The organism is Rhizobium sp. 21-4511-3d (assembly GCF_053522545.1).
The window spans coordinates 67,390-92,565 of sequence record NZ_JBNWCF010000008.1 but is presented as its reverse complement, the minus strand read 5'-3'; the positions used below and the strand labels follow the sequence as shown (position 1 = coordinate 92,565).

Below are 25,176 nucleotides of genomic sequence, written 5' to 3'. Positions count from 1 at the left end.
GGAGACGATTACGTGCATTCCATTTCAAGCTCCCATTGATCAAGAGAGACTGCCCGTGCCATTGCCTCAAAATTCCAGCGCCAAGCGCTTCCAGCTGATTCTGATCAAGCCGTCGCATTACGACGACGATGGCTACGTGATCCGCTGGTGGCGGGCGATGATCCCGTCCAATTCGCTGGCAGCACTCTATGGCATCGCCGCCGACTGCGCCGAACGCGAAGTGCTCGGCCCCGGTGTCGGCATCGATATCAAGGTGATCGACGAGACCAATACCCGCGTCAACATTCCCGAGCTTCTGGCGCAGCTTGCCCGGCACGGCAATTTCGGCATGGTCGGCCTGATCGGCGTGCAGTCGAACCAGTATCCCCGTGCGCTGGATATCGCCCGCCCCTTCCGCGCCGCAAACATTCCGGTGTCGATGGGCGGTTTCCATGTGTCGGGCTGCCTGTCGATGCTCGACGGTAAGGCCGTTGAGCTCGATGCCTGCCGCGAGATGGGCATCTCGATGTTCGCCGGCGAAGCCGAGGGACGCCTGGACAAGGTGCTGCAGGACGCCGCCTACGGCCAGCTGGAGCCCATCTACAATTTCATGAACGACCTGCCGGGCATCGGCGGCACGCCGGTGCCCTTCCTGCGCAAGGAAAACATCCAGCATACGCTCGGCCTCTCCAGCAGCTTCGATGCCGGCCGCGGTTGTCCCTATCAGTGCTCCTTCTGCACCATCATCAATGTCCAGGGCCGCAAGTCGCGCTTCCGTTCTGCCGATGACATCGAGAAGCTGGTGCGGATGAACTGGGCGCAGGGCATCCACAAGTTCTTCATCACCGACGACAACTTCGCCCGTAACCGCGACTGGGAAGCGATCTTCGACCGGCTGATCGAACTCAGGGAAAAGGACGGCATTCCGCTCGGCCTGATGATCCAGGTCGATACCCTCTGCCACAAGATTCCGAACTTCATCGAGAAATCGAAGCGCGCCGGCGTCACCCGCGTCTTCATCGGCCTCGAAAACGTCAATCCGGACAATCTGACGGCCGCCAAGAAGAACCAGAACAAGATCACCGAATACCGCAAGATGCTGCTCGCCTGGAAGGCGCAGGGCATCATGACGCTCGCCGGCTACATCCTCGGCTTCCCCGCCGATACGCCGGAGAGCATCCGCCGCGATATCCAGATCATCCAGCACGAGCTTCCCCTCGATGTCATCGAGTTCTTCGTGCTCACCCCGCTGCCGGGCTCCGAGGATCACCAGACCCTCTGGCGCAAGGGCGTCGAAATGGAGAAGGACCTCAACGTCTACGACGTCGAGCATGTCTGCACCGCGCATGAAAAGATGAGCCGCGAAGAGTGGGAAAGCGTCTATCGCGAGGCCTGGTCGCTCTATTATTCGCCCGAGCATGTGAAGACGCTGCTGCGCCGCGCTGTCGCGACCGGCGTTCCGCTCGCCAGCCTCGTCAAGGTTCTCGTCTCCTTCGCGACGACCGTGCCGCTCGAAAACGTCCATCCGCTGCAGAGCGGCCTGCTCCGCCTCAAGCACCCGTCGGAACTGCGCCCGGGGCTGAAGCCGGTTCATCCCCTGCTCTTCTGGCCGCGCTTTGCCTGGGAAACCTTCAGCAAGCACATGAAACTCGCAAGCGTCATCGTGAAGATGAGCTATGCCGCCTTCAAGATCGCCCGGGATCCGGCCTCGAAGACCTACATGGACCAGGCGCTGACCCCTGTTGGAGAAGACGACGAAGAAAAGCTCGATCTCTTCACCAAGACCGCAGGCGGCACCGCGGCCGTCAACCACGTCCGCAAGATCGCCAAGCTGACGCACACAGCGCCCGCAGCCGAGTGATCAGGCCTCGATCGCCTGAACACTCTTGCGATTCGTCAGATAGACGCCCGTCACGACGACAACCGTGCCGAGGATGAGCGGCAGCGTCAGCGGTTCGCCGAAGGCGATGAAGGCCTCGATCGCCACCGTCGGCGGCATCAGGTAGATCAGCGACGCCGCCCGCGATACCTGGCCGCGGCGGATCAAATAGAGCAGCAGCCCGATACCGCCCATCGACAGGCCGATCACCGACCAGGCGAGTGCGGCGAAAGCCTCGATGGTGCCGTCGAAATGCAGGTTCTCGAAGGCAAGCGCCAGCGGCACGGTGATGGCGAGCGCACCGAGATATTGCAGCGTCGCGATCGCCTTCAGGTCGCCGCTGTGCAGATGCTTCTTCTGATAGATCGTGCCGTAGGTCACCGATGCCATGCCGATCAGGTTGATCGTCAGCGGCACCGCCGCATGCATGAGATCGGCCGTCGCCGGCTCGAGAAGCTTCGGCGACACCGCAATGATGATCCCGAAGAAGCCGAGCGCCAGCCCGAGCTTCTGTGTCGGCTGCAGCCGCTCGCCGATCAGGAAAGGCGCGGCCATCGCCGTCAGCAGCGGCTGCATCGCGGCAATGACGCCCGAGATACCGGCCGGCACGCCATTGGCAATCGCCCACCAGATGGCGGCAAGATAGAAGCCGTGCAGGAAGAACCCGGAATAAACAGCCCGCCAGACCGTCGCCCGGTCTGGCCATTTCGCCTTCAGCGCCAGACAGAGCGCCAGGAAAGCCAGCGCCGAGAAGGTGTAGCGGATGGCGAGAAACGTGAACGGCTCTGAATGCATTGCCGCATATTTCGCCACGACCCAACCGGTCGACCAGAGAAGCACGAAGATGGCGGGAGCGAAGCGGTCGAGGGTCATGATGCGGCTCGGGGCAAGAGCGAAAATATCGTTGGCTGATAGCCTCCCCGCCCCGCCGCGTCAAAGGCGAAACGTTGAAGCTAAATTCAAGTTTCGCTGATCCCCGAAAACGAAATGGCCGGGCGATTGCCCGGCCATCTCATTGTGGCTTTCGGTCGGGAGAAGGCCGTCAGCCAATCTTGATGAGCTTGCCTTCCTTGACGGACTGCACGGCAGCGTCGGCGAGCGCCAGCGCCGCGAGGCCATCGGCGCCCGACGGGGTGATCTTGGCGCCCTTCTCGATCGCAGCGATGAAGCTGGCGATCTCGTTGGCATAGGCTTCCGTGTAGCGGGTCATGAAGAAGTCGTGCAGCGGCGGGCGGGTATAGCCGTCGCCGTTTGCGACTTCGATCGAAACCGGGCGCTGGTTCTCGGCCGAGACGAGACCCTTCGAGCCATGCACTTCGATGCGCTGGTCGTAGCCATAGGTGGCGCGGCGCGAGTTGGAGATCATCGCCTGCTTGCCGGACTTGGTCTGCAGCAGAACGGAAACGCTGTCATAGTCGCCGGCCTCGCCGATCGCCTTGTCGACGAGCACGGCAGCCGTCGCGAAGACCGAGACCGGCTCTTCGCCGAGCAGGAAGCGCGCCATGTCGAAGTCATGGATGGTCATGTCGCGGAAGATGCCGCCGGAACGCTTGATGTAATCGACAGGCGGAGCGCCCGGATCGCGCGAGGTGATCGTCACCATCTCGACATCGCCGATGCGGCCGTCGTCGATCGCCTTGCGCACGGCCATGAAATGCGGGTCGAAGCGGCGGTTGAAGCCGACCATCAGCTTGGCATTGGTTTCGTTGACGACCTTGATGCAGGCGCGGACGCGATCGACGTCGAGATCGACAGGCTTCTCGCAGAAGATCGCCTTGCCGGCGCGCGCAAAGCGCTCGATCAGGTCGGCATGGGTGTCGGTCGGCGTGCAGATGACGACGGCGTCGATATCCTTGGCGGCCTCGATCGCCTCGATCGTGCGCACTTCGCAGCCATAGGCGGAAGCGATCGCATCGGCCGCCTGCGGGAATGCATCGGCAACGGCAACGAGCTTGGCGTTGGCATCGCCGGTCACCGCCTTGGCGTGAACCTTGCCGATACGGCCGGCGCCGAGAAGACCAAATCTGACAGTCATGAGAACCTCCCTAGGATTCGGAACAAATGGACCGAATTGCAATATTTCTGGAATTTTCATTCCATTTTCTACGCGAGCCGTCAAGCCCGCCACTCTTTCACATTTGTGAAATCCATCCTAAAGACAAGTGATCGAATTATGACCGGGGGAACCATGCAGCTGATTGATCCGAGCCATCCCGCCTACCGCAATGCCTGGGTACGCGCACTTATCGTTGCCGTTTGCCTTGGCTGGGCAGTGCTCGAATTTTTCGGCGGCGATCCCTTCTGGGGCGTGCTGTCGGGTGCCGCAGGCGTCTACGCCTTCTATATGCTGTTCTGGACCTTCAAGCCGCAGCAACCTGCCGAAGAGAAGCCGCCCGTTGCCGAGCCTGCCGAAGAAGACAAGGATCCGGAGTGATCAGCGGCTGAGACGCCGTACCGCCTCGTCGATCAGCAGATTCGCCAAAGTCATGCGCCGCGTCGCGTTGTCGCGGAATTGCGGCGCTACGCGGTCGGGATGATTGAGCTTGGCAAAGGCGCGGCGCTTCTCGCCGAGCGACTGCACGGTATCCGCCGCCGAGATCGCCAGCTCCGCCGCAATGTCGGCCGGCGCGGTGCGCGACAGATGTTCGGGCATGACGGGTTCCGGCTCTGGCTCCGGTACAGGTTCTGGCTCCGGCTCGACGACGGCGGCTTCAGGCGCCGGTGGCGGCGCCTCGAATTCCAGATTGTCGAAATAGGCCTGGCCCGGCTTCTGCCCGGCGGCCGACACCCCTTCCATCACGTCGAAGGCAAGGCCGGTCGAGAAACCATGGACGCGATGAACCACGGGCTGATCGCCAGCCTCGTCGTCATCCCCGCCCTCTTCCGCCTTCAGCCGTTCCAGAACCGACTGGAACACCGATTGTCCGAACAGCATGCTGCCTTCCTGTTTCGAAGGCGCGCAGTCTCCAACGCCAAGATGGCGCCGGGCTTGCGGCTAGCTCGAAACTGCGAGCGCCTCCTCCAGGATCAGGTCGTAGAGCAGCCGCGCGCTCGGCGGCATCGCCCGCTCTCTGGCGGTGATCAGACTGTAGGGCTTGACGTTGATCTCGAATTCCGTCGGCAGCATGCGGACATCCGAAGCCTCCGAGCTCTGGCTCGACAGGAATTGCGCCACATCGACGGCAACAGGCGCGATCGCATCCGTCTTGCAGATGATCGCGCAGGTCAAAAGCAGCGACGAGGTGTTGACGATATTGCCGGGCACCGGAACACCGGCGCCGAGGAAGATATCCTCGACAGTACGGCGCAGCAGCGTACCCGGCGGCTGGAAGACCCAGTCGTAGTCGCGCAAATCGGAAAGGCTGCTCGGTCCGCCCTTGAGTAGCGGGTGGCCGCTACGCACGATGAGACAAGCCTTCTCGACGCCGATCTCCCGCACTTCGAAAAGCCGCGGATTGAGATCGTCGGGGATGCGGCTGATGATGAAGTCGTGCCGGGCGGCCAGCAGTTCGCGCGCCAGCACGTTGCTGGTCTCTACCTGGATGTTGACCTCGATGCCGGGGAAGCTCTTGCGCACCTTGTCGATCGCCGGAACGACGAGACTCATGGCCGGCGCCGTCACCGCGCCGATGAACACCGAGCCGCCCTTCCCGCTCTTCAATTCGGCGATCTCGCGGCCGGCTTCGCGCAGCTCCAGAAGGATCTTTCGCGCACGCTTTGCGAGTGCTTCTCCGAAGGTCGTCAGCACCACGCCGCGCGCCACCCGCTCGTATAGCGGCGTCTTCACGATTGATTCCATTTCGGACAGCATTCGCGATGCGGCGGGCTGCGAGATGGCGAGCGTCTCGGCGGCGGCCGAAATCTGGCCGCTATCTTCGATTGCGACAATCATGCGCAGGTGATTCAGCTTCAAACCCGCACGAAGAAAGGCGTCATCGGCAAAATTGTCGCTGTGGATATCGACGTAATCCATCGGAATAGGCTCGGAGATGATCGTCATGGTTGCGGCCTCCCCTCCGCCTTCCATCAAAAGTAATACTTTTTAACGATATACCAAATTTGTTATGCACTTTACCACTTATTCTATTTGACAGTTATAGGATTCCGTACGAGTTTGCCGCCGTGTGCTGGTTGGCACTCAACACGTGTGAGATCGTGGAGGAGACCTACTTCGTTTCTCACCATCTGAAGTAACTATCCAATCTACGGAACCTGCCACAGTTTCGTGGTGGGCGATTTTTCGTCCGCCGATCTATTAACAAGGGAGAGAGAAATGAAATCCATTATCTCATTGATGGCTGCGGCTGCCTTCGGCGTCGCTTCGTTCGTTGTACCGGCAATCGCCGCCGACAAGGGTCTCGTTGGCATCGCAATGCCGACCAAGTCCTCGGCTCGCTGGATCGACGACGGCAACAACATCGTCAAGCAGCTCACGGACGCCGGCTACCAGACCGACCTCCAGTACGCTGACGACGACATTCCGAACCAGCTTTCGCAGATCGAAAACATGGTCACCAAGGGTGCCAAGGTTCTCGTTATTGCTTCGATCGACGGCACGACCCTCTCGGACGTTCTCCAGAAGGCTCACGACGCCGGCATCAAGGTCATCGCTTATGACCGCCTGATCCGCGACTCCGGCAACGTTGACTACTACGCAACGTTCGACAACTTCCAGGTTGGCGTTCTCCAGGCTGGCACGATCGTCGACAAGCTCGGCCTCAAGGACGGCAAGGGCCCGTTCAACATCGAACTCTTCGGCGGTTCGCCGGACGACAACAACGCCTTCTTCTTCTATGACGGCGCGATGTCGGTTCTCCAGCCTTACATCGACTCTGGCAAGCTCGTCGTAAAGTCCGGCCAGACCGGCATGGACAAGGTCGGCACGCTGCGTTGGGACCCGGCAACGGCCCAGGCTCGCATGGACAACCTGCTCTCGGCTAACTACACCGACGCTAAGGTCGACGCTGTTCTGTCGCCTTACGACGGTCTCTCCATCGGCATCATTTCGTCGCTGAAGGGCGTTGGCTACGGCACCCCGGACCAGCCGCTCCCGGTCGTTTCCGGCCAGGACTCGGAAGTTCCGTCGATCAAGTCGATCATCGCTGGCGAGCAGTATTCCTCGATCTTCAAGGATACCCGCGAACTCGCTAAGGTCACCGTCGCCATGGTTGATGCCGTCATGTCTGGCAAGGAGCCGGAAGTGAACGACACCAAGACCTACGACAACGGCGTCAAGGTCGTTCCGTCCTACCTGCTGAAGCCGGTAGCTGTCACCAAGGACAACTACAAGACCGTCCTGATCGACAGCGGTTACTACAAAGAAGACCAGCTGAAGTAATTTCAGAAGTCGGCCGGAACCCGCTTTATTGCGGGTTCCGGTCTTCGATTCTATGATCGCCTGACGGTTTTCAGGTCACGGCGCTGGATTTTTGACTATGGACAATACAATCCTCGAAATGCGGAACATCACCAAGACGTTCCCGGGTGTCAAAGCGCTCGAGAATGTGAACCTTAAGGTTCGCCAGGGTGAGATCCACGCATTGGTGGGCGAAAACGGGGCCGGCAAGTCGACCCTCATGAAAGTTCTCTCCGGCGTTTACCCGGCCGGAAGCTACGACGGCGAGATCGTCTACGAAGGCGACGTCCGCAACTTCAAGGTCCTGAAGGACTCCGAAGAGATCGGCATCGTCATCATCCATCAGGAGCTGGCCCTCGTGCCGCTGCTCTCGATCGGCGAAAACATCTTCCTCGGCAACGAGAACGCCAAGAACGGCGTCATCAGCTGGCAGGAAACCTTCAATCGTACGCGCCAGCTGCTCGCCAAGGTGGGCCTGCGCGAATCCCCTGATACGCTGGTCACCGACATCGGCGTCGGCAAGCAGCAGCTCGTCGAAATCGCCAAGGCGCTGTCGAAGAGCGTCAAGCTGCTCATCCTCGACGAGCCGACCGCATCGCTGAACGAAAGCGACTCCGACGCGCTTCTCAATCTGCTGATCGAGTTCCGCAATCAGGGCATCACCTCGATCATCATTTCGCACAAGCTGAACGAGATCCGCAAAGTCGCCGACCAGATCACGGTCCTGCGCGACGGCATGACCGTCAAGACGCTCGACTGTCACGCGGACGAGATCAGCGAAGACATCATCATCCGCAACATGGTGGGCCGCGATCTCGAAGACCGCTATCCGCCGCGCTCGGTGCCGATCGGCGAAACCATTCTCGAAGTGAAGAACTGGAACGCATATCACCAGCATCACCGCGACCGCCAGGTGCTGCACGACATCAACGTCACCGTCCGCAAGGGCGAAGTCGTCGGCATCGCCGGCCTGATGGGTGCCGGCCGTACCGAGTTCGCCATGAGCGTCTTCGGCAAGGCCTACGGCCACAAGATCACCGGCGACGTGCTGATGCACGGCAAGTCTGTCGATGTCAGCACCGTCCGCAAGGCGATAGATGCCGGGCTCGCCTACGTCACCGAGGACCGCAAGCATCTGGGTCTGGTGCTGAACGACAGCATCCTGCACAACACCTCGCTTGCCAATCTCGCAGGCATCTCCAACAACACGATCATCGACGACATCAAGGAAAGCAGGGTCGCGACCGATTACCGGTCGAAGCTGCGCATCCGCTCGTCGGGCATCTTCCAGGAAACGGTCAATCTCTCGGGCGGCAACCAGCAGAAGGTTGTCCTCTCCAAGTGGCTGTTCTCCGATCCCGATGTTTTGATCCTGGACGAGCCGACCCGCGGTATCGATGTGGGTGCGAAATATGAAATCTATACTATCATCAACCAGCTTGCCGCCGACGGCAAAGGCGTTCTGATGATCTCATCGGAAATGCCCGAGCTTCTCGGTACGTGCGACCGCATCTACGTCATGAACGAAGGACGGATCGTCGCGGAACTGCCGAAGGGAGAAGCGAGCCAGGAAACCATCATGCGCGCTATCATGCGCTCAGGGGAGAAGAAACAATGACTCCGGTCAACCCAACAACCGAGGAAAGCAACGTCGTTTCCGTTGTTGACTACATCCGTAGCAACATCCGCGAATACGGCATGCTGATCGCGCTCGTCGCCATCATGCTGTTCTTTCAGATCTACACCGGCGGCATCCTGTTCCGCCCGGTCAATCTGACCAACCTCGTTCTCCAGAACTCGTTCATCGTCATCATGGCGCTCGGCATGCTGCTGGTCATCGTGGCGGGGCACATCGACCTGTCGGTCGGCTCGATCGTCGCCCTTGTCGGCGCGATAGCGGCGATCCTGACGGTGTCGCTCGGGGTGAACTTCTGGCTGGCCGGCGTGATCTGTATCCTCGTCGGCGCGCTGATCGGCGCGGCGCAGGGCTACTTCATCGCCTATCACCGCATCCCGTCCTTCATCGTGACGCTTGCGGGCATGCTCGTCTTCCGCGGCCTGACGCTGACGGTTCTCGGCGGCAAGAACATCGGCCCCTTCCCCAAGGAATTCCAGGTCATCAGCACCGGCTTCCTGCCGGGCGACATGATCGACATCGCCGGCATCCCGGTCCAGTCGACCTCGCTCGTCCTGACGCTGATCATCCCGGCCGTTCTCTTCTACCTCGCCTGGCGCCGCCGCAAGGTCAATGAAAGCCACGGCATCGATGTCGAGCCCTTCGGCTTCTTCATCGCCCAGAACGCCATCATCACGCTCGCGATCCTGGCACTCGGCTGGCAGCTGTCGACCTATCGCGGTCTGCCGAACGTTCTCGTCGTCATGCTGGTGCTGATCGCGATCTACACCTTCGTCACCCGCCGCACGACCATCGGCCGCCGCGTTTACGCCATGGGCGGCAACGAGAAGGCCACGAAGCTCTCCGGTATCAATACCGAACGCCTGAGCTTCTACACTTTCGTCAACATGGGCGCGCTTGCAGGTCTCGCCGGCATCATCGTCGCGCTGCGCCTCAACTCGGCAACCCCGAAGGCCGGTGTCGGCTTCGAACTGGACGTCATCGCCGCCTGCTTCATCGGCGGTGCATCGGCTTCCGGCGGCGTCGGCAAGATCACCGGCGCAGTCATCGGCGCCTTCATCATGGGCGTCATGAACAACGGCATGTCGATCATCGGCCTCGGCATCGACTACCAGCAGATGGTCAAGGGCGCAGTCCTTTTGGCCGCCGTCTTCTTCGACGTCTATAACAAGAACAAGGGCTGAGCGCTTCGGCGCCAGCTCCATGCATTCGCATTCGCAGTCATGAAAACGAATAATTCCGGCTCCCTCTGGAGCCGGAGAGGCGGAGCATTATCCGCAGCTACCCAAAGAGGATGAAGACCGTGCTTATTTCGCAGATCAAGGGTTCGAACGGAGAGATCATCGTCGCCGTGCGCGAGCCGGGCGGTGCAGCGAAGGCCGTGAAGAATGCAGGCAGCGTCTATGCGCTCGCCATGGAAGCAGCAAACAAGGGCAAGTCCCTCGTCTCGGTCATCGAGGCGCACGGCTACGGCGACGCCGTCGATCTCGAAAAGGCATATGCGGACGGCAGCTTCCTGCCGCCGATCACTCATCCCGATGCAGCCCACCTGCACCTGACCGGCACCGGCCTGACGCATCTCGGCTCTGCCGCCACCCGCGACAGCATGCACAAGAAGACCACCGAAGCCGCCGAGGAAACCCTCACGGACTCGATGAAGATGTTCAAGATGGGTCTTGAGAACGGCAAGCCGAAGGCCGGCGAAAAGGGCGTCCAGCCCGAGTGGTTCTACAAGGGCAACGGTTACGGTGCGGCAGCTCCCGGCGCCCCCCTCGTCTCCCCCTCCTTCGCGCTCGACGGCGGTGAAGAACCCGAGATGGCCGGCATCTATGTCATCGCCGAAGACGGTTCGCCGTTCCGCATCGGCTTTGCACTGTCGAACGAATTCTCCGATCACGTCACCGAGCGGATCAACTATCTCTACCTCGCCCATTCCAAGCTTCGCCCCGCAAGCTTCGGCCCGGAAATCCGCATCGGCGCAGCCCCCGAGGATATCCGCGGCACCTCGCGCATCAAGCGCGCCGGCAAGGTGATCTTCGAAAAGCCCTTCCTGTCCGGTGAAGCGAACATGTCGCACACCTTCGCCAACCTCGAATACCACCATTTCAAGTACGGCCTGTTCCGCGTGCCCGGCGACGTCCATGTCCACATGTTCGGCACCGCGACACTGTCCTTCGCCGATGGCATCAAGACCGAGGAAGGCGACGTCTTCGAAATCGAAGTCGCGGACTTCGGCCTGGCGCTGCGCAATCCGCTGAAGATCGACGCCGAAGAAGAAATCGTCGTCAAGCAGCTCTAATTTCACTTCATCCGGCCGCCAGACGGCCGGAGCAAAAAATTTGTAAAAGGTAGAGGAGGCTTCCAGGCCCATGACCATTTATCAGAACCTGATCGCCGGCGAATGGGTCGGCACCAATGCGACGAAGAACATCAATCCGTCGGATACCAACGAAGTCGTCGGCCTCTATGCCGATGGCTCCGCCGAAGACACCAAGAACGCCATCGCCGCCGCCAAGGCCGCCTTCCCGGCCTGGTCACGTTCCGGCATCTGGGAACGTCACGTCATCCTGAAGAAGGCCGGCGACGAGATCATGGCCCGCAAGGACGAGCTCGGCGCTCTGCTGGCCCGCGAAGAAGGCAAGACGCTTCCGGAAGCCATCGGCGAAACCATCCGCGCCTCGCAGATCTTCGAATTCTTCGCAGGCGAAGCGCTCCGTCTTGCCGGTGAAACGATGCCGTCGGTGCGCCCAAATATCGGCGTCGAGATCACCCGTGACCCGCTCGGTGTCATCGGCATCATCACCCCCTGGAACTTCCCGATCGCCATCCCGGCCTGGAAGATCGCGCCTGCGCTCTGCTACGGCAACACCATCGTCTTCAAGCCGGCCGAACTGGTTCCGGGCTGCTCCTGGGCGATCGTCGATATCCTGCACCGCGCCGGTCTGCCGAAGGGCGTTCTGAACCTCGTCATGGGCAAGGGCTCGGTCGTCGGCCAGGCCATGCTCGACAGCCCTGATATCGCCGGCATCACCTTCACCGGTTCCACCGGCACGGGCAAGCGCGTCGCCACCTCCTCCATCGAGCATAATCGCAAGTTCCAGCTGGAAATGGGCGGCAAGAACCCGATGGTCGTCCTCGATGACGCCGACCTCACCGTCGCCGTCGAAGCTGCCGCAAACTCCGGCTTCTTCTCCACCGGCCAGCGCTGCACGGCGTCGTCGCGCCTGATCGTCACCGAAGGCATCCACGACAAGTTCGTCGCGGCGCTGACCGAAAAGCTGAAGACCGTCGTCGTCGACAACGCGATGAAGGCCGGCACCCATATCGGCCCCGTCGTCGACGAGCGCCAGCTGAAGACCGACACCGACTATATCGAGATCGGTAAGAAGGAAGGCGCCAAGCTCGCCTTCGGCGGCGAGCTCTTGACCCGCGACACCCCCGGCTTCTACCTGCAGCCGACGCTCTTCACCGAAGCCACCAACCAGATGCGCATTTCGCGCGAAGAGATCTTCGGCCCGGTCGTCTCGGTCATCCGCGTCAAGGATTACGAAGAAGCGCTGGCAACCGCCAACGACACGCCCTTCGGCCTGTCCTCCGGCATCGCCACCACCAGCCTCAAGCATGCGACGCATTTCAAGCGCAATGCCGAAGCCGGCATGGTGATGGTCAACCTGCCGACCGCAGGCGTCGACTTCCACGTTCCCTTCGGCGGCCGCAAGGGCTCGTCCTACGGCCCGCGCGAGCAGGGCAAGTACGCCGCCGAATTCTACACAACGGTCAAGACCAGCTACACGCTGGCTTGACGACCAACTGGTGATCCGGGCCGTCGCGAGGGCGGCTCGGCATTCCTCAAAAGGCAAGAGACAATGTTCAAGAAAGCGGAATGGCCCCGCAAGCTGCGGTCGCAGGAATGGTACGGCGGCACCAGCCGTGACGTGATCTATCACCGCGGCTGGATGAAGAACCAGGGACATCCCCACGACCTGTTCGACGGACGCCCGGTCATCGGCATCCTCAACACCTGGTCCGACATGACGCCGTGCAACGGCCATCTGCGCGAACTCGCCGAAAAGGTGAAGGCCGGCGTCTGGGAAGCCGGCGGCTTCCCGATGGAAGTGCCGGTGTTCTCGGCCTCCGAAAACACCTTCCGCCCGACGGCGATGATGTACCGCAACCTCGCGGCACTCGCCGTCGAAGAAGCGATCCGCGGCCAGCCGATGGACGGCTGCGTGCTGCTCGTCGGCTGTGACAAGACCACGCCGTCGCTGATCATGGGCGCGGCTTCCGTCGACCTGCCCTCGATCGTCGTCACCGGCGGTCCGATGCTGAACGGCTATTTCCGCGGCGAGCGCGTCGGCTCCGGCACGCATCTCTGGAAGTTCTCCGAAATGGTGAAGGCCGGCGAGATGACGCAGGCCGAATTCCTTGAGGCCGAGGCCTCGATGAGCCGTTCGTCGGGCACCTGCAACACGATGGGCACCGCCTCGACCATGGCCTCCATGGCCGAAGCGCTCGGCATGGCTCTCTCCGGCAATGCCGCGATCCCGGGCGTCGATAGCCGCCGCAAGGTGATGGCGCAGCTGACCGGCCGCCGCATCGTGCAGATGGTCAAGGACGACCTGAAGCCCTCCGACATCATGACCAAGCAGGCCTTCGAAAACGCCATCCGCACCAACGCGGCGATCGGCGGCTCGACCAATGCCGTTATCCATCTTCTCGCTATGGCCGGCCGCGTCGGCATCGACCTGACGCTCGACGACTGGGACCGTTGCGGCCGCGACGTTCCGACGATCGTCAACCTGATGCCGTCTGGCAAGTATCTGATGGAAGAGTTCTTCTATGCCGGCGGCCTGCCCGTCGTGCTGAAGCGTCTCGGCGAAGCCGGCCTCCTGCACAAGGATGCGCTGACCGTATCCGGCGAGAGCGTCTGGGACGAGGTCAAGGACGTCGTCAACTGGAACGAGGATGTCATCCTCCCGGCTGAAAAGGCCCTGACGCAATCCGGCGGCATCGTCGTCGTTCGCGGCAACCTCGCTCCGAAGGGCGCCGTCCTGAAGCCGTCGGCCGCCTCCCCGCATCTGATGGTCCACCGCGGCCGCGCCGTCGTCTTCGAAGACATCGACGACTACAAGGCGAAGATCAACGACGACAATCTCGACATCGACGAGACCTGCGTCATGGTCATGAAGAACTGTGGTCCGAAGGGCTATCCTGGTATGGCCGAAGTCGGCAACATGGGTCTGCCGCCGAAGGTACTCAAGAAGGGCATCACCGACATGGTGCGCATCTCGGATGCCCGCATGTCCGGCACCGCCTATGGCACCGTCGTCCTCCACACCTCGCCGGAAGCCGCTGTCGGCGGTCCGCTGGCTGTGGTGAAGAACGGCGACTTCATCGAGCTCGACGTTCCGAACCGCCGCCTGCACCTCGACATCTCCGAAGAGGAACTGGCAAAGCGCCTTGCCGAATGGAAGCCGCACCACGACCTGCCGACCTCCGGCTACGCCTGGCTGCACCAGCAGCACGTCCAGGGCGCCGATACCGGCGCTGACCTCGACTTCCTCAAGGGATGTCGCGGTAGCGCAGTGGGCAAGGACAGCCACTGAGAAGTGCGAAACTCGAATGCGAAAGGCGGCCCTTGGGTCGCCTTTTTGCTTTCGTGGGTGTTGTGATCAGCAGCTCGGCCGCGGCGACACCGCCGGACGGAAGGCCGAAATCCGGTGAAAGGAATGGAGCGCCAGCCCGGAACCGGGGAAAGGCACATCACGGATATTGATCGAGGAATGACCGTGAATATCGGTCTGATTGCCGCCGATGACCCGGTAATTGCTACCGCTCCGGCCGAGATAGAGGGCAACATGGCCGCGGCAGCCTGTGTTGCCCCGCTTGAAGACGACGACGTCGCCGACCGAAGGGCTGCGCGTCAGCCCGCCCGCCTTGCGGAAACTGCCGGAGACCGTGCTGCGCGTGCCGCCGTCATAGCCGCAGCGCTCCAGGCACCAGTTCAGAAAGGCCGCACACCACGGCGTCCGGTCGCCGTTATGGTCGTCATCGGTGGCACGGTAGAACTCGACGATGACAGGGTTCCAGCGGCTCGCCCATCCCGCATTATAGGCCTCGCCGTCCCGGTTGACGTCGCGAAGATTGGCGAAGTAGCGCATGACCGCAAGCGGCGTCGAGCGCGGCGCGGCGTTGATGATCCGTCGTGCCGTCGCCTCCTCGGAGCCTGACGGCGGCAAGCGGCCGCGCAGGTAAAGGCTGGACGGCAGCGGCCCGGTGAAATCGGCGCCGTAGACTCTCGGACCTGCATTCGTAGGCGCCTCTGCCAGCATATCGGCAGCAAAGACGTTGCCGCCGATCGATACCGCGCAGGTCGCTGCGACAAGGAATTCCCGTCTGTTGATCATCACAAGCCCTCCCTCCGTGATCGAACGCGACAGTCAGGTCAGGCCGGGCTGCATGCCGGCCGGTCCTAGGATTTCAATGCAAACTCCACCACCTCGGCCTCCGGCAGTGCCGCCCCCTCCGCCTTGAGCTCCGTCAGCCGGATCGGAGCCATGGTTTCCAGGATGGCGCAGAGCCGCTCGTAGCCGACCCTCTCGGTGATCTCCCGGCTTGCTGTATCCAGCACATAGAAATGCTCGCTATAGCCGAGCAGCACCGCGGCGCGGTCGAGATCGCCCTCGATGCCGACGATCAGCGCCAGATGCTCGACCATGCGCGTGATCGCCGCCGGCCAGCCGAGCGAGCGCGCCTTCAGGAGCCCGTTGAATGCCGTGAGCCGCGCCTCCGGCAGCCGATCGGAAGCCAGCAGATAGGCCGTCAGATTGCCGAAACCGAGCGCCAGCTGGCGCCTGTTGCAATCCTCGTGATCGATCATCTGGCGCGCAGTGCTGATCGCCGCCGCGACATGACCCTCGGCGAACTCGAGCTCGGCAAGCGCGATCATCGCATTGACAATGCCCTGCGTGTCGCCCAGCAGGCGGGCCACCACGGAGGAACGGTCGATCAACGTACGCGCCTCGGCAAAATGACCTTCGAAATAGGCCGCCACCGCGCGCGACCGCAGACAGGCAGCAAGAGGCTTCGTCGGCGGCAGAGTCGCGAGCAGCTCCAGCGCTTCCTGGAGATAGCTCAGCGCTTCCTCACGCTGGCTGGGCGTCAGCAGCGCCGCCCCTGCCCGCGCCAGCGCCTCGCCCGAGCCCAGCTGATCACCAAGATTGCGGAAATGCGCGGCCGCCTTGATCGCAGCATCGAATGTCGACTTGTCGCCATGCGAACTGACGGATGTCCGCCCGAGCCACAGCCGTGCCGCGACATCCTCCGCGGTGTCGTCGGGCAGCGAACCGACGGAGAGCGAAAACCATCGCTCACGCTCCGGCAGCAGCGAAAGCTCGTCCCATATCCGCAGGCTGACGCTTGTCAGTTCCCGGCCGATATCGGCGTCGCCTTCCGGCCCGAAGGCCCATTCCAGCGAGGCGCGCAGATTGTCGATCTCCGACTGATAGGACGTCATCCATGGCTCGGTTGGCATGGACGGCCAGACGCGGCTCGCCTGCGCGTAGAATTGCGTCATGTACTCGGCAAGCCGGCGCCGGCGTCCCCTCTCGCCGAGTTCGAAGAGCTTTGCGAAAGCATATTGGCGAGTGGTTTCCAGCAGCGAATAGCGGGTGTTCTCCGTCGAGAAATCGGCAGCGACGAGGGACTTGTCGGCAAGCGAGGTGATGAGCTGCAGCACATCGTCGTCATCGATCGGATCGCCGGAAACGACCGCCGCCGCCGATTCCACCGTCCATCCGCCGACGAAAACAGAGAGACGCCGCAGCAGCGTCTGCTCCTGCTCGCTGAGCAGATTGTAGCTCCACTCGAACAGGGTCTGCAGTGTGCGGTGGCGCGGCGGCGCTCCGCGCGTTCCCTGCGCCAGCGAGTGAAACCGGTCGCGCAGGCCCGCCGCCAGCGCCTCCGGGCGCATGATCCGAAGCCTGGGTACCGCAAGCTCGATCGCCAGCGGAATGCCATCCACCTGATGACAGATGCTGATCACCGCCTCCAGATTGGCCTCCGTCAGCACGAAGTCTCCGGCAGCCGCCGCGGCGCGTTCGACGAACAGCCGCACGGAGGGAAACGCCATCGCCTCGTCGACCGTGCTCCCTTCCGGTGGCGGCACGGCGAGGCTTGGAACGCGAAACAGGTTTTCGCCCGAGACACCCAACGGCTCCCGCGATGTCGCGAGGACCGACATCGAGGGACAGCCGGAGAGGATGGCGTCGACAGCATCCGCCGAGGCATCGACGAGATGCTCGCAATTGTCGATGATCAGCAGCGCCTGCTTTTCGCGCATGAAGCCGACGGCGCTCGCAACGGCCGTGCGGTTATGCTGGACGGCGACGCCGATCGTCCCGCAGATCTGCTCGGCCACCAGCTGCGGATCCTCGAGCCGCCCAAGCTCCACGAACCAGACGCCATCGGGATAGGCTTCCACCAGCCGCGCGCCGAGATCGATCGCAAGCCGCGTCTTGCCCGCCCCGCCGGACCCGATCAGCGTCAGCAGCCTCGCCCGCTCCAGCCGGCCGATCAGCTCGGCGGCCTCCGCCTCACGCCCGATCAACGATGTCAGCGGCCGCGGCAGGCGATCAGCCCGGGCGCCGAGCGAGCGCAGCGGCGGAAAGGCCTCGCTGATGCCGTCGGCAACCAGCTGGAAGACCTGCTCCGGCTCCTGCAAGTCCCGGAAACGGTGACGGCCGAGATCGAAAAGGTTGGACCCTTCGGGCAATCTCCCCTGCAACAGGTCGGCAACGGTGCCCGACACCAGCACCTGCCCGCCATAGGCGACGAGCAGCAGCCGCGAGGCGCGATTGATGCCGGGACCGAAGCAATCCTCGCCGCGCACCTCGACCGGTCCGGCATGCACGGCCATGCGCACATTCATGCCTTCGATCGCCCCGAAATCCTGCGCATTCAGCGCCCGCTGCGCCTGGAGGGCGGCAGAGACGGCGGCGGCCGGCGCGGAAAAGACGGCATGGAATGAATCGCCGACCGTCTTGAACACGTGGCCGCCATGCGAAAGGATTGCCTCGCGCAGGATCGCGTCATGCCGCTCAAGCGCCTCCCCCATCGCATCAGGGAATTCCTCCCAGCGATAGGTCGATCCCTCGACATCCGTCAGCAAGAACACAAGCACGCCTGATGTCAGCGGGCTGCCCGCCGGTTGCTGTGGCGACATTTCAAACGCCATTGCCCATCCTTCCGTCTCTAGCGGAATGCCGCGGCCCGGCCGGCCGTCGCATTCAGCAGCCGGACCACATCGGCGCGGCGCGCATTGCCCCAGTCCGGCGGACGCGACCATTGCGGCTGCCGCACGCAGGTGACGCGCCGGCATGGATAGGCCATGACGCTCTGCTTGCGCTGCGGCTCGTTCCGGTAGCCATGACCATAGGCGAACGGGCAGCCGCTGCTGTCCTCGACATTGTGGCAGGCGCCGAGCAGGTGGCCGATCTCATGGGCAAACGAGAGGTTCTTGATCGAACAGTCGAAATAGTTCGATGCAAAGGCCGAGGCCGCATTGGCATAGACCTGCTGCGACCAGCCGCATTCGCCTCTGTCGGTGGTGATTAGGAGCACGAGATCAGCCTTGGTCCGGTCCCGTATCGCATGGATGCCGTCCATATAGCCGTCCCGCCGCGCCGTCAGGCGGGCCGTGTCCCGCTTCTGCGAGCCGGTCTCGGTATATTGCACGACCTGCGCATCGGCCAATTCGACCCTGACATTCACCGAGGACTTGGCAAAAGCGGTGTTCGTCTCGTTGACCGCCTGCTTGGCAAACAGCGCGATATTGCTGATCTGCGCCTTCGCCTTCGGCGTGAAGAAAACCAGCACGCGGATCGTCGCCACCGCCCTGTCGGCCCTGCGCAATTCGCGGCCCGGCATCTCGCGCTTCTCGCCGCGACGCTGCAGCCGCCGCTCCGTATGATCGGGCGGCAATCGATCGGTGGCGACCTTGATCATCACATGCGCGCCGCCGCCGATCGGCTCGATGCTGTAGAGCTCTTCATTGGTCCGGATCGTCGCCGAGACCTCGTTGCCGTCGACGGTGACGACGGCATTGGCAGGACTTTCCGCATTGCTGCGGTTCGCCGCGTTCTCTTCGCCCGACCAGACGAAATCGCGCGCCGTGGCCGCGACCTTGTCGTTGCCGCTCAGCGAAAGCGACCGGCCCTCGCCGAGATCGAAGGTAACGTCGCCGCCCTTTTTCAGCTGTTCCGGATCAACCTCAGCGAGCCTTGCCCATTCCGTCGTCGGCAGCGATTTGATCGCCTTCAGCTCGTTGTTTTCCTCGGCGCTGAGTGTGGTCGCCTCCGGCAGCAGCCGCACGAAGCTCTGCGCCTGCGCATATCCGGCAGTGCCGGCAACCAGCATGAATGCAATGATCTGTACGATTTTCCGCTCAAACATGGTGCGATCCCCCAGATGAAACAGGCGTGGCAACCGGCTGAAAAACCGGACACGCATTTCAGGAACGGCAAGATCAAGCCGTTGAATTATCGCATGTTGGCACTGTGATTAGCGCGGCCGGTCAGTCCCGCCGCTATCCGCGATGCCGTCGGGCCGACAACTTCGGTCAAAGACCCGGACAGGCATGGCACATGCGCGCAAAGCACCCGCACAGATCTTCTGCGGATTTTCAGAATATTGATCGGCAAAGGCCTGCATTGCTGACATGGATACTCTCCCCATGGTCAGTTGCCCACTGCATTCCTAGGTTGATTGTAGCACAGGTGCGCGATATTACATTAGACTATATTGCGATTAATATATTTTGATCGCTATCCGTGTGACATCAGCTCTGGCTTTGGCTCTGTGCCTGCCCCTGATCTTCGACCTTCACCACCACCGAAAGCTTCTCGCCCGGCGTGCCGATGCGCATTCCCGAGACGGGTGCGGCGTCGCGATAGCACAGACCGGAGGCGGTGCGGACGTAGCGAGCGTCGGGGCAAATCTTGTTGGCGGGATCGAAGCCGACCCAGCCGAGGCCGGGGATATGCGCCTCGCCCCAAGCATGTGTTGCCGCCTGGTCAACCTTCTCTTCCATCATCAGATAGCCCGAGACATAGCGCGCCGGGATCTGCATGGCGCGGGCAGCGGAGACGAAGATATGGGCGTGGTCCTGGCAGACCCCACTTTTCTTCTCCATCGCCTGCTCGGCGGTGGTCTCCGTGTCGCTGGTACCCGGCTTGTAATCGACGGTCTCGTGGATCGCCGCCATGAGCGCGTGCATGCGGGCGAGATCGTTGTCGCCGCTGACGGTCTTGATGAGCTCCTTGATCAGCTTGCCGGGCTTGGTGCGCGGCGTGTCGCGCAGGAAGAGCCAGAGCGGGCAGAAGCCGGTATGCGGACCGGTGACGCCGTTGCGGTCCTCGGTCTCGACCTCCCCTTCCGCGACGATGCGCGTCACCTGCTGCTCGCCTTCCAGCGAGACGAGATTGACGTGATTGCCGAACTGGTCGTCATACTCGACCTCGGGCGTCGCACCCTCGACATGCAGCGACCAGTTGGCAACCACCTGGCCGAAACCGCTCGGCGGCGTCAGGCGCAGGCGCTGCAGCGAAAACTGCGCCGGCTCGTCATAGCGGTATTCGGTGATGTGGCTGATCTTCAATCTCATCTCTTCATCCGCCGCTTATACGTAGAACCGGTAGCCGTTGGTGATTTCGACGCTGAGCGTGTTGTTGCGGTTGACGAATTCCTCCAGGAATTCGTGCAGCCCCAGATCGATCACGTCCTTGATCGCCCGCGCATGCAGCGAGGCGCGGATCGCATCCGCCGTGTCATGCGCCGAAAGCCGCTCGCCGCCATAGCTGCGCGAGATATAGCCGAGATTGCTGACGATCTTCTCGTAGCAATAGGCAAGCGAGCGCGGCATCTGGCCGTTGAGGATCAGGAAGTCGGCGATATTCGCCGCCCGGTACTCGTCGTCATAGGCCCAGCTGTAGGAACGGTGCGCCGATACCGAGCGCAGGATCGATTCCCACTGCACGTTATCGACCGACGATCCGACCTGCGAGACCGATGGCAGCAGCACGTAATATTTCACGTCGAGAATACGCGCCGTGTTGTCGGCGCGTTCGATGAAGGTGCCGATGCGGGCGAAGTTGTAGAGCTCGTTGCGCAGCATCGAGCCGTGGAAGGCGCCGCGGATCAGCCCCGCCCGCCGCTTGATGACGTCAATGACCTCAGGCAGCTCCGCCGCCTTCAGCCGCTTCGAAAGCAGCGCCTTCAGCTCGATCCAGCACTCGTTGGTCGCTTCCCAGGTCTCGCGCGTCAGCGCCGTGCGCACCATGCGGGCATTGTTACGGCCGTTGTCGATGCAGGACATGACGCTCGACGGGTTGGAGAGATCGCGCAGCAGGTAGTCGATCGCATCGGCGCTCGTCAGCTTCTGATGGCCCTCGTCATAGGCCTCGCGCACGCCGGCGCTCTGCAGCACGCCATCCCAGTTATCGTCCCCCGTCCCGCTGCGTGTCAGCGACATGCGCAGGCCGGCATCGACGAGACGCGCGATGTTTTCGGCGCGCTCGATATAACGGAACATCCAGTAGAGTCCGTTCGCAGTTCTTCCGAGCATCAGTCCTCCAATACCCAGGTGTCTTTGGTGCCGCCGCCCTGGCTGGAATTGACCACCAGCGAGCCCTGCTTCAGCGCCACGCGGGTCAGCCCGCCCGGAATGATCTGTACCTTGTCGGAAACCAGCACATAGGGGCGCAGGTCGACATGGCGCGGCGCAATCCCCTTGTTGACGAGGATCGGCACGGTCGAGAGCGACAGCGTCGGCTGGGCGATATAATTGTTCGGCCGCGCCTTCAGCTTCTCGGCGAAATCCGCCCTCTCCTTCTTGGAGGCCGTCGGCCCCACCAGCATGCCGTAGCCACCGGAGCCGTGCACCTCCTTGATGACGAGCTCCTCGATATGCTCGAGCACATATTTCAGGCTCGACGGTTCCGAACAGCGCCAGGTCGGCACGTTCTCGAGGATCGACTTGCGGCCGGTATAGAACTCGACGATCTCGGGCATGTAGGAATAGATCGCCTTGTCGTCGCAGATGCCGGTGCCCGGCGCGTTGGCGATGGTGATATTGCCCGAGCGATAGACGTCCATGATCCCCGGTATGCCGAGCGCCGAATCCGGACGGAAGGTCAGCGGATCGAGGAAATCGTCGTCGACGCGGCGGTAGAGAACGTCGATCGCCTCGTAGCCGCGGGTGGTGCGCATCTTCACCTTGCCGTCGATGACGCGCAGATCCGAACCCTCGACGAGCTCGACGCCCATCGTATCGGCCAGGAACGAATGCTCGTAATAGGCGGAGTTGTAGATACCCGGCGTCAGGACGGCGACACGCGGCTTGCCCTTGCAGCCGGGAGGCGCAAGCGAAGCCAGCGACTGACGCAGCAGATAGGGATAATCCTCGACGCGCTGCACCTTGTTCTCGTGGAACAGCTCCGGGAACATCTGCATCATCGTTTCCCGGTTCTCCAGCATGTAGGAGACGCCGGAAGGGGTGCGGGCATTGTCCTCGAGCACGTAGAACTGGTCTTCGCCGGTGCGCACGATGTCGGTGCCGACAATATGGGTATAGACGCCGCCCGGCGGCCGGAAGCCGATCATTTCCGAGAGGAAGGCGACGTTGTTCTCGATCAGCTCGCGCGGAATGCGCCCTGCCCGGATGATCTCCTGCTTGTGGTAGATATCGTCGAGGAAGGCGTTGAGCGCGATGACGCGCTGCTCGATGCCCTGGGCGAGCTTGCGCCACTCACGGCCGGAGATGATGCGCGGGATAATGTCGAAGGGGATGAGCTTTTCGGAGGAGTCGGCATGCCCGTAGACCGCGAAGGTGATGCCGGTTTTTCGGAAGATGTTTTCCGCGTCGCGGGATTTTCCAATCAGATGCGCCCTGTCCTGGGCATTGTACCACTCGAAATATTTCTCGTATGGCTGACGCGGACTTTCGCCCCCGGTGATCATTTCATCAAATGCCAAAGGTGTGGCTCCCCTTTTTTGTTCATTTGAATACAACGCAAATAGCAATGCAAGAACCATGCACAGTTCGCAGGGAAGATTTGTAAAATCGTCTGCAACGCCGAAAAGCGCCGAAAAACTGGGCATTTAAGCAAGGATGGCACGAAGCGCGAAAGTTTCAATCGCCAGGGCCAGCACAAAATATAAGCAATTGATGATTTTACGCCCTGGCGCCCGATTCAATTCGCGGCAGCAGCAAAGAATTTGCGTTTATGCTTGAATGGAGAGGAACGATCCGGAGCCGGACATGAACGAGATTGGCGCCTTATTGGGATCAGGCAAGGAAGCCGACGTCCATGCTTATGGCGCCCTCGCCCTGAAGCTCTACAAATCGCCGGGCGTAAAAGCGCCCGCCTTTCGCGAGGCCGCAAATCTCGCGGTCGTCGAACGCCTCGGCCTCCCCGCACCCCATGTCTATGCTGCCGGCAGACATGACGGGCGCTGGGGTATCGTGATGGACCGCGCACCGGGCGCATCCTTTGGCACCCGGATCAAGACGGAGGGCCTTCAGCCGGTCCTGGCGGAAATGGTGCAGCTGCAACTTCGCCTGCACGCCGTGCCGGGGACCGGGCTAGCATCGCTAAAAGACAGACTGACCGCGAACATCCGGAAGGCACCGGAGATTGGAAGCGCGCTGCGGGAAACACTGCTGCGGCAGCTTGCGGCTCGTTCAGAACAGGACCGCGTCTGCCATGGCGATTTCCATCCGTGGAATATCCACGGCGCCGGGGACCAGGCGATCATCCTCGACTGGCTCGATGCCTGCTGCGGAGATCCGCTCGCCGACGCCTGCCGCAGTTATCTGCTGATGCTGCATGCCGTGCCGGAGGCGGCCGACATCTATCTTGAAACCTATGCCAGTCAGAGCGGCCATCCTGCCGGTGAGATACTCGCATGGCTGCCGCTCATTGCCGCAGCACGTCTCACGGAAGGTGTCGACAGGGAAAGCGATCAGCTTCTGCTGCTTGCGGGCAGCGGCAGCGCTTAGGCCGAACGCTCCAGCCCCACCTGGCTGCCGCCACCGAGAATATCCTCGTCGAGCAGCGCCAGCGCCCGGTTCAGGTGTCCCTCGAAGACGAGGTTCTGCTCGTCGGCGACGACGCGCAGTTCCGGCATGCCCTCCAGGCGCACCAGATGCGATTGGCCGAGCCCCTCCTCGATCCCCTGCCGCAGCAGATCGTAATAGCGCGTGCCGGGACCGGTGATCGCCACCGGCATGCGTTCGGTCATGCTGAGCATGCGCGACAACCCGTTGCCGAGCGCCAGCCCCGCCTGGCGGAAGGCGAAGGCAGACATGCGGTGACCCTGGCGGGCGCGGGCCGCAATCTTGTCGAGTTCGCTGACGGGGACGAATTTGGCAGGGATGGTATCGAGCGGCACTTCGAAAGCGGTTCTGAGGATCGCATAGAAGCCCGCATAGGCCTCGATGCATCCCTTTGTCCCGCATCGACAAAGCCCGCCATTCGGCGTGTGCAGCATATGGCCGAAATTCGGCGCCGAGGTCTCGTGGCCGCCATTCGCGCCGCGCCGGACGATGCCGAGCCCGATGCTGTGGCCGAGCGACAGCGCCGCAAGCGAGCGGAAATCGGCGCCCTTCACATTCTCCTCATGGGCGCCGAGTGCGGCGGCGACCAGCAGCGTTTCATTGTCGAGAATGACGCGCGCCTGCCATTCCGGCCGCAGCAGCGATTCGAAATCGATCCGGTCCGTGCCGAAGATCGGCGACCAGAGCAGCACGGGTTCGGCGGCATTGACGAGCCCCTTGCTGCTGATCGAGATCAACAGCACCCGCTCCTGCGAAATGCGCGAGCGCTGCAGGATGCGCTCCAGCCCCTCCTTGACCGCAGCGGCGAAGGCGGGCGCCCCCGCCGGATCGTGCGAGCGCCCCTCGCTGAACCGGTCGATCAGCTTGCCGGCATAATCGACCAGCGAATATTGCACGGCGTCCGATGAGATGATGACGACGATCAGATAGCCGCAGTCGCGGCGCGGGCGAAACAGCACGCGCGGACGCCCGCGCCCGCTCGCCGCCTGCTGTTCGGAGCGCTCGATGATCTCGGATTTTTCAAGATCGGCGGTGATCGCCGAGACGGTGGCGGAGGAGAGCTGCGTATAATCGGAAATCTCGGTATGCGCGAGCGCGCCGTGGCGGCGAAGGGCCGCGAGAACAAGCCCGCTATTCCTTTGCCGCACAGACTCTGTGCTCGATTTGGCCAGCATGAATGCCGCCCTTCCCCCGCTTCCGCCCTCGTTTCA

At 62.3% G+C, this 25,176-nt stretch carries 20 protein-coding genes; 9 read left to right on the top strand and 11 right to left on the bottom strand.

Going from position 1 to position 25,176, the window contains the following annotated elements:
- Positions 1–55 precede the first annotated feature (55 nt).
- Positions 56–1,840 carry a B12-binding domain-containing radical SAM protein gene (locus ACQZ5H_RS18430; RefSeq protein WP_449098651.1) on the top strand — a complete coding sequence of 595 codons (1,785 nt, stop codon included), beginning with the start codon at positions 56–58 and terminating at the stop codon, positions 1,838–1,840.
- On the opposite strand, the gene ACQZ5H_RS18425 is transcribed toward ACQZ5H_RS18430, so the two are convergent.
- On the bottom strand, positions 1,841–2,731 hold the full coding sequence (locus ACQZ5H_RS18425; protein WP_449098650.1) for a DMT family transporter: 891 nt from the start codon (positions 2,729–2,731) through the stop codon (positions 1,841–1,843).
- A gap of 169 nt (positions 2,732–2,900) precedes the next feature.
- Positions 2,901–3,893 (bottom strand): inositol 2-dehydrogenase, encoded by a 993-nt coding sequence (gene iolG, locus ACQZ5H_RS18420; RefSeq protein WP_112719485.1) that lies wholly within the window; start codon positions 3,891–3,893, stop codon positions 2,901–2,903.
- Positions 3,894–4,046: 153 nt separating this feature from the next.
- Between iolG and ACQZ5H_RS18415 the strand changes: the two genes are divergently transcribed.
- Positions 4,047–4,292, top strand: coding sequence for a hypothetical protein (locus ACQZ5H_RS18415; RefSeq protein WP_449098649.1), 246 nt, complete (start codon positions 4,047–4,049; stop codon positions 4,290–4,292).
- Here ACQZ5H_RS18415 and ACQZ5H_RS18410 read toward each other — a convergent pair whose 3' ends face one another.
- Together ACQZ5H_RS18410 and ACQZ5H_RS18405 are read right to left on the bottom strand one after the other, a co-directional pair.
- Positions 4,293–4,793: a hypothetical protein gene (locus ACQZ5H_RS18410; RefSeq protein WP_449098648.1), complete on the bottom strand. Its 501-nt coding sequence runs from the start codon at positions 4,791–4,793 to the stop codon at positions 4,293–4,295.
- A gap of 60 nt (positions 4,794–4,853) precedes the next feature.
- On the bottom strand, positions 4,854–5,858 hold the full coding sequence (locus ACQZ5H_RS18405; RefSeq protein WP_449098647.1) for a LysR family transcriptional regulator: 1,005 nt from the start codon (positions 5,856–5,858) through the stop codon (positions 4,854–4,856).
- A gap of 273 nt (positions 5,859–6,131) precedes the next feature.
- Here ACQZ5H_RS18405 and chvE point away from each other — a divergent pair, with 273 nt between their 5' ends.
- The 6 genes from chvE (at position 6,132) to araD (ending at position 14,456) form a co-directional block, all read left to right on the top strand.
- On the top strand, positions 6,132–7,196 hold the full coding sequence (chvE, locus tag ACQZ5H_RS18400) for a multiple monosaccharide ABC transporter substrate-binding protein (protein WP_449098646.1): 1,065 nt from the start codon (positions 6,132–6,134) through the stop codon (positions 7,194–7,196).
- A gap of 97 nt (positions 7,197–7,293) precedes the next feature.
- Positions 7,294–8,832, top strand: a complete 1,539-nt coding sequence (gene mmsA, locus ACQZ5H_RS18395; RefSeq protein WP_112719489.1) for a multiple monosaccharide ABC transporter ATP-binding protein — start codon at positions 7,294–7,296, stop codon at positions 8,830–8,832.
- Positions 8,829–10,034 carry a multiple monosaccharide ABC transporter permease gene (gene mmsB / locus ACQZ5H_RS18390; protein ID WP_112719490.1) on the top strand — a complete coding sequence of 402 codons (1,206 nt, stop codon included), beginning with the start codon at positions 8,829–8,831 and terminating at the stop codon, positions 10,032–10,034. Before mmsA ends, mmsB begins: the two co-directional genes overlap by 4 nt.
- Positions 10,035–10,153: 119 nt before the next feature.
- Entirely contained in the window at positions 10,154–11,149 is a 996-nt protein-coding gene (gene araD1, locus ACQZ5H_RS18385; RefSeq protein ID WP_449098645.1) for an AraD1 family protein, read from the top strand.
- Between the two features lie 70 nt (positions 11,150–11,219).
- Complete coding sequence (locus ACQZ5H_RS18380; RefSeq protein ID WP_449098644.1) at positions 11,220–12,653, top strand: aldehyde dehydrogenase family protein; 1,434 nt, start codon at positions 11,220–11,222, stop codon at positions 12,651–12,653.
- 63 nt (positions 12,654–12,716) lie between these two features.
- Positions 12,717–14,456 (top strand): L-arabinonate dehydratase, encoded by a 1,740-nt coding sequence (gene araD, locus ACQZ5H_RS18375; protein ID WP_130277706.1) that lies wholly within the window; start codon positions 12,717–12,719, stop codon positions 14,454–14,456.
- Between the two features lie 66 nt (positions 14,457–14,522).
- Here the strand turns inward: araD and ACQZ5H_RS18370 are convergent, their stop codons facing one another.
- The 6 genes from ACQZ5H_RS18370 to ACQZ5H_RS18345 all read right to left on the bottom strand — a co-directional run bounded on the left by ACQZ5H_RS18370 (position 14,523) and on the right by ACQZ5H_RS18345 (position 22,881).
- The gene (locus tag ACQZ5H_RS18370; RefSeq protein WP_449098643.1) at positions 14,523–15,257 is read right to left on the bottom strand and encodes a TIGR02594 family protein; all 735 of its coding nucleotides are present in this window, start codon (positions 15,255–15,257) and stop codon (positions 14,523–14,525) included.
- A gap of 65 nt (positions 15,258–15,322) precedes the next feature.
- Positions 15,323–18,085 (bottom strand): adenylate/guanylate cyclase domain-containing protein, encoded by a 2,763-nt coding sequence (locus ACQZ5H_RS18365; RefSeq protein ID WP_449098642.1) that lies wholly within the window; start codon positions 18,083–18,085, stop codon positions 15,323–15,325.
- 17 nt (positions 18,086–18,102) lie between these two features.
- Positions 18,103–19,302: a reprolysin-like metallopeptidase gene (locus ACQZ5H_RS18360; protein WP_449098641.1), complete on the bottom strand. Its 1,200-nt coding sequence runs from the start codon at positions 19,300–19,302 to the stop codon at positions 18,103–18,105.
- A gap of 385 nt (positions 19,303–19,687) precedes the next feature.
- Positions 19,688–20,512, bottom strand: coding sequence for a transglutaminase family protein (locus ACQZ5H_RS18355; protein ID WP_112719497.1), 825 nt, complete (start codon positions 20,510–20,512; stop codon positions 19,688–19,690).
- Between the two features lie 15 nt (positions 20,513–20,527).
- The gene (locus ACQZ5H_RS18350) at positions 20,528–21,472 is read right to left on the bottom strand and encodes an alpha-E domain-containing protein (RefSeq protein ID WP_449098640.1); all 945 of its coding nucleotides are present in this window, start codon (positions 21,470–21,472) and stop codon (positions 20,528–20,530) included.
- The gene (locus ACQZ5H_RS18345; RefSeq protein ID WP_413710011.1) at positions 21,472–22,881 is read right to left on the bottom strand and encodes a circularly permuted type 2 ATP-grasp protein; all 1,410 of its coding nucleotides are present in this window, start codon (positions 22,879–22,881) and stop codon (positions 21,472–21,474) included. The genes ACQZ5H_RS18350 and ACQZ5H_RS18345 overlap by 1 nt, the downstream gene beginning before the upstream one ends.
- A gap of 286 nt (positions 22,882–23,167) precedes the next feature.
- Between ACQZ5H_RS18345 and ACQZ5H_RS18340 the strand changes: the two genes are divergently transcribed.
- Entirely contained in the window at positions 23,168–23,908 is a 741-nt protein-coding gene (locus ACQZ5H_RS18340; protein WP_449098639.1) for a phosphotransferase family protein, read from the top strand.
- Here ACQZ5H_RS18340 and ACQZ5H_RS18335 read toward each other — a convergent pair.
- Positions 23,905–25,140 (bottom strand): ROK family transcriptional regulator, encoded by a 1,236-nt coding sequence (locus ACQZ5H_RS18335; protein WP_449098638.1) that lies wholly within the window; start codon positions 25,138–25,140, stop codon positions 23,905–23,907. The two genes, ACQZ5H_RS18340 and ACQZ5H_RS18335, sit on opposite strands and share 4 nt — an antisense overlap.
- Positions 25,141–25,176 lie beyond the last annotated feature (36 nt).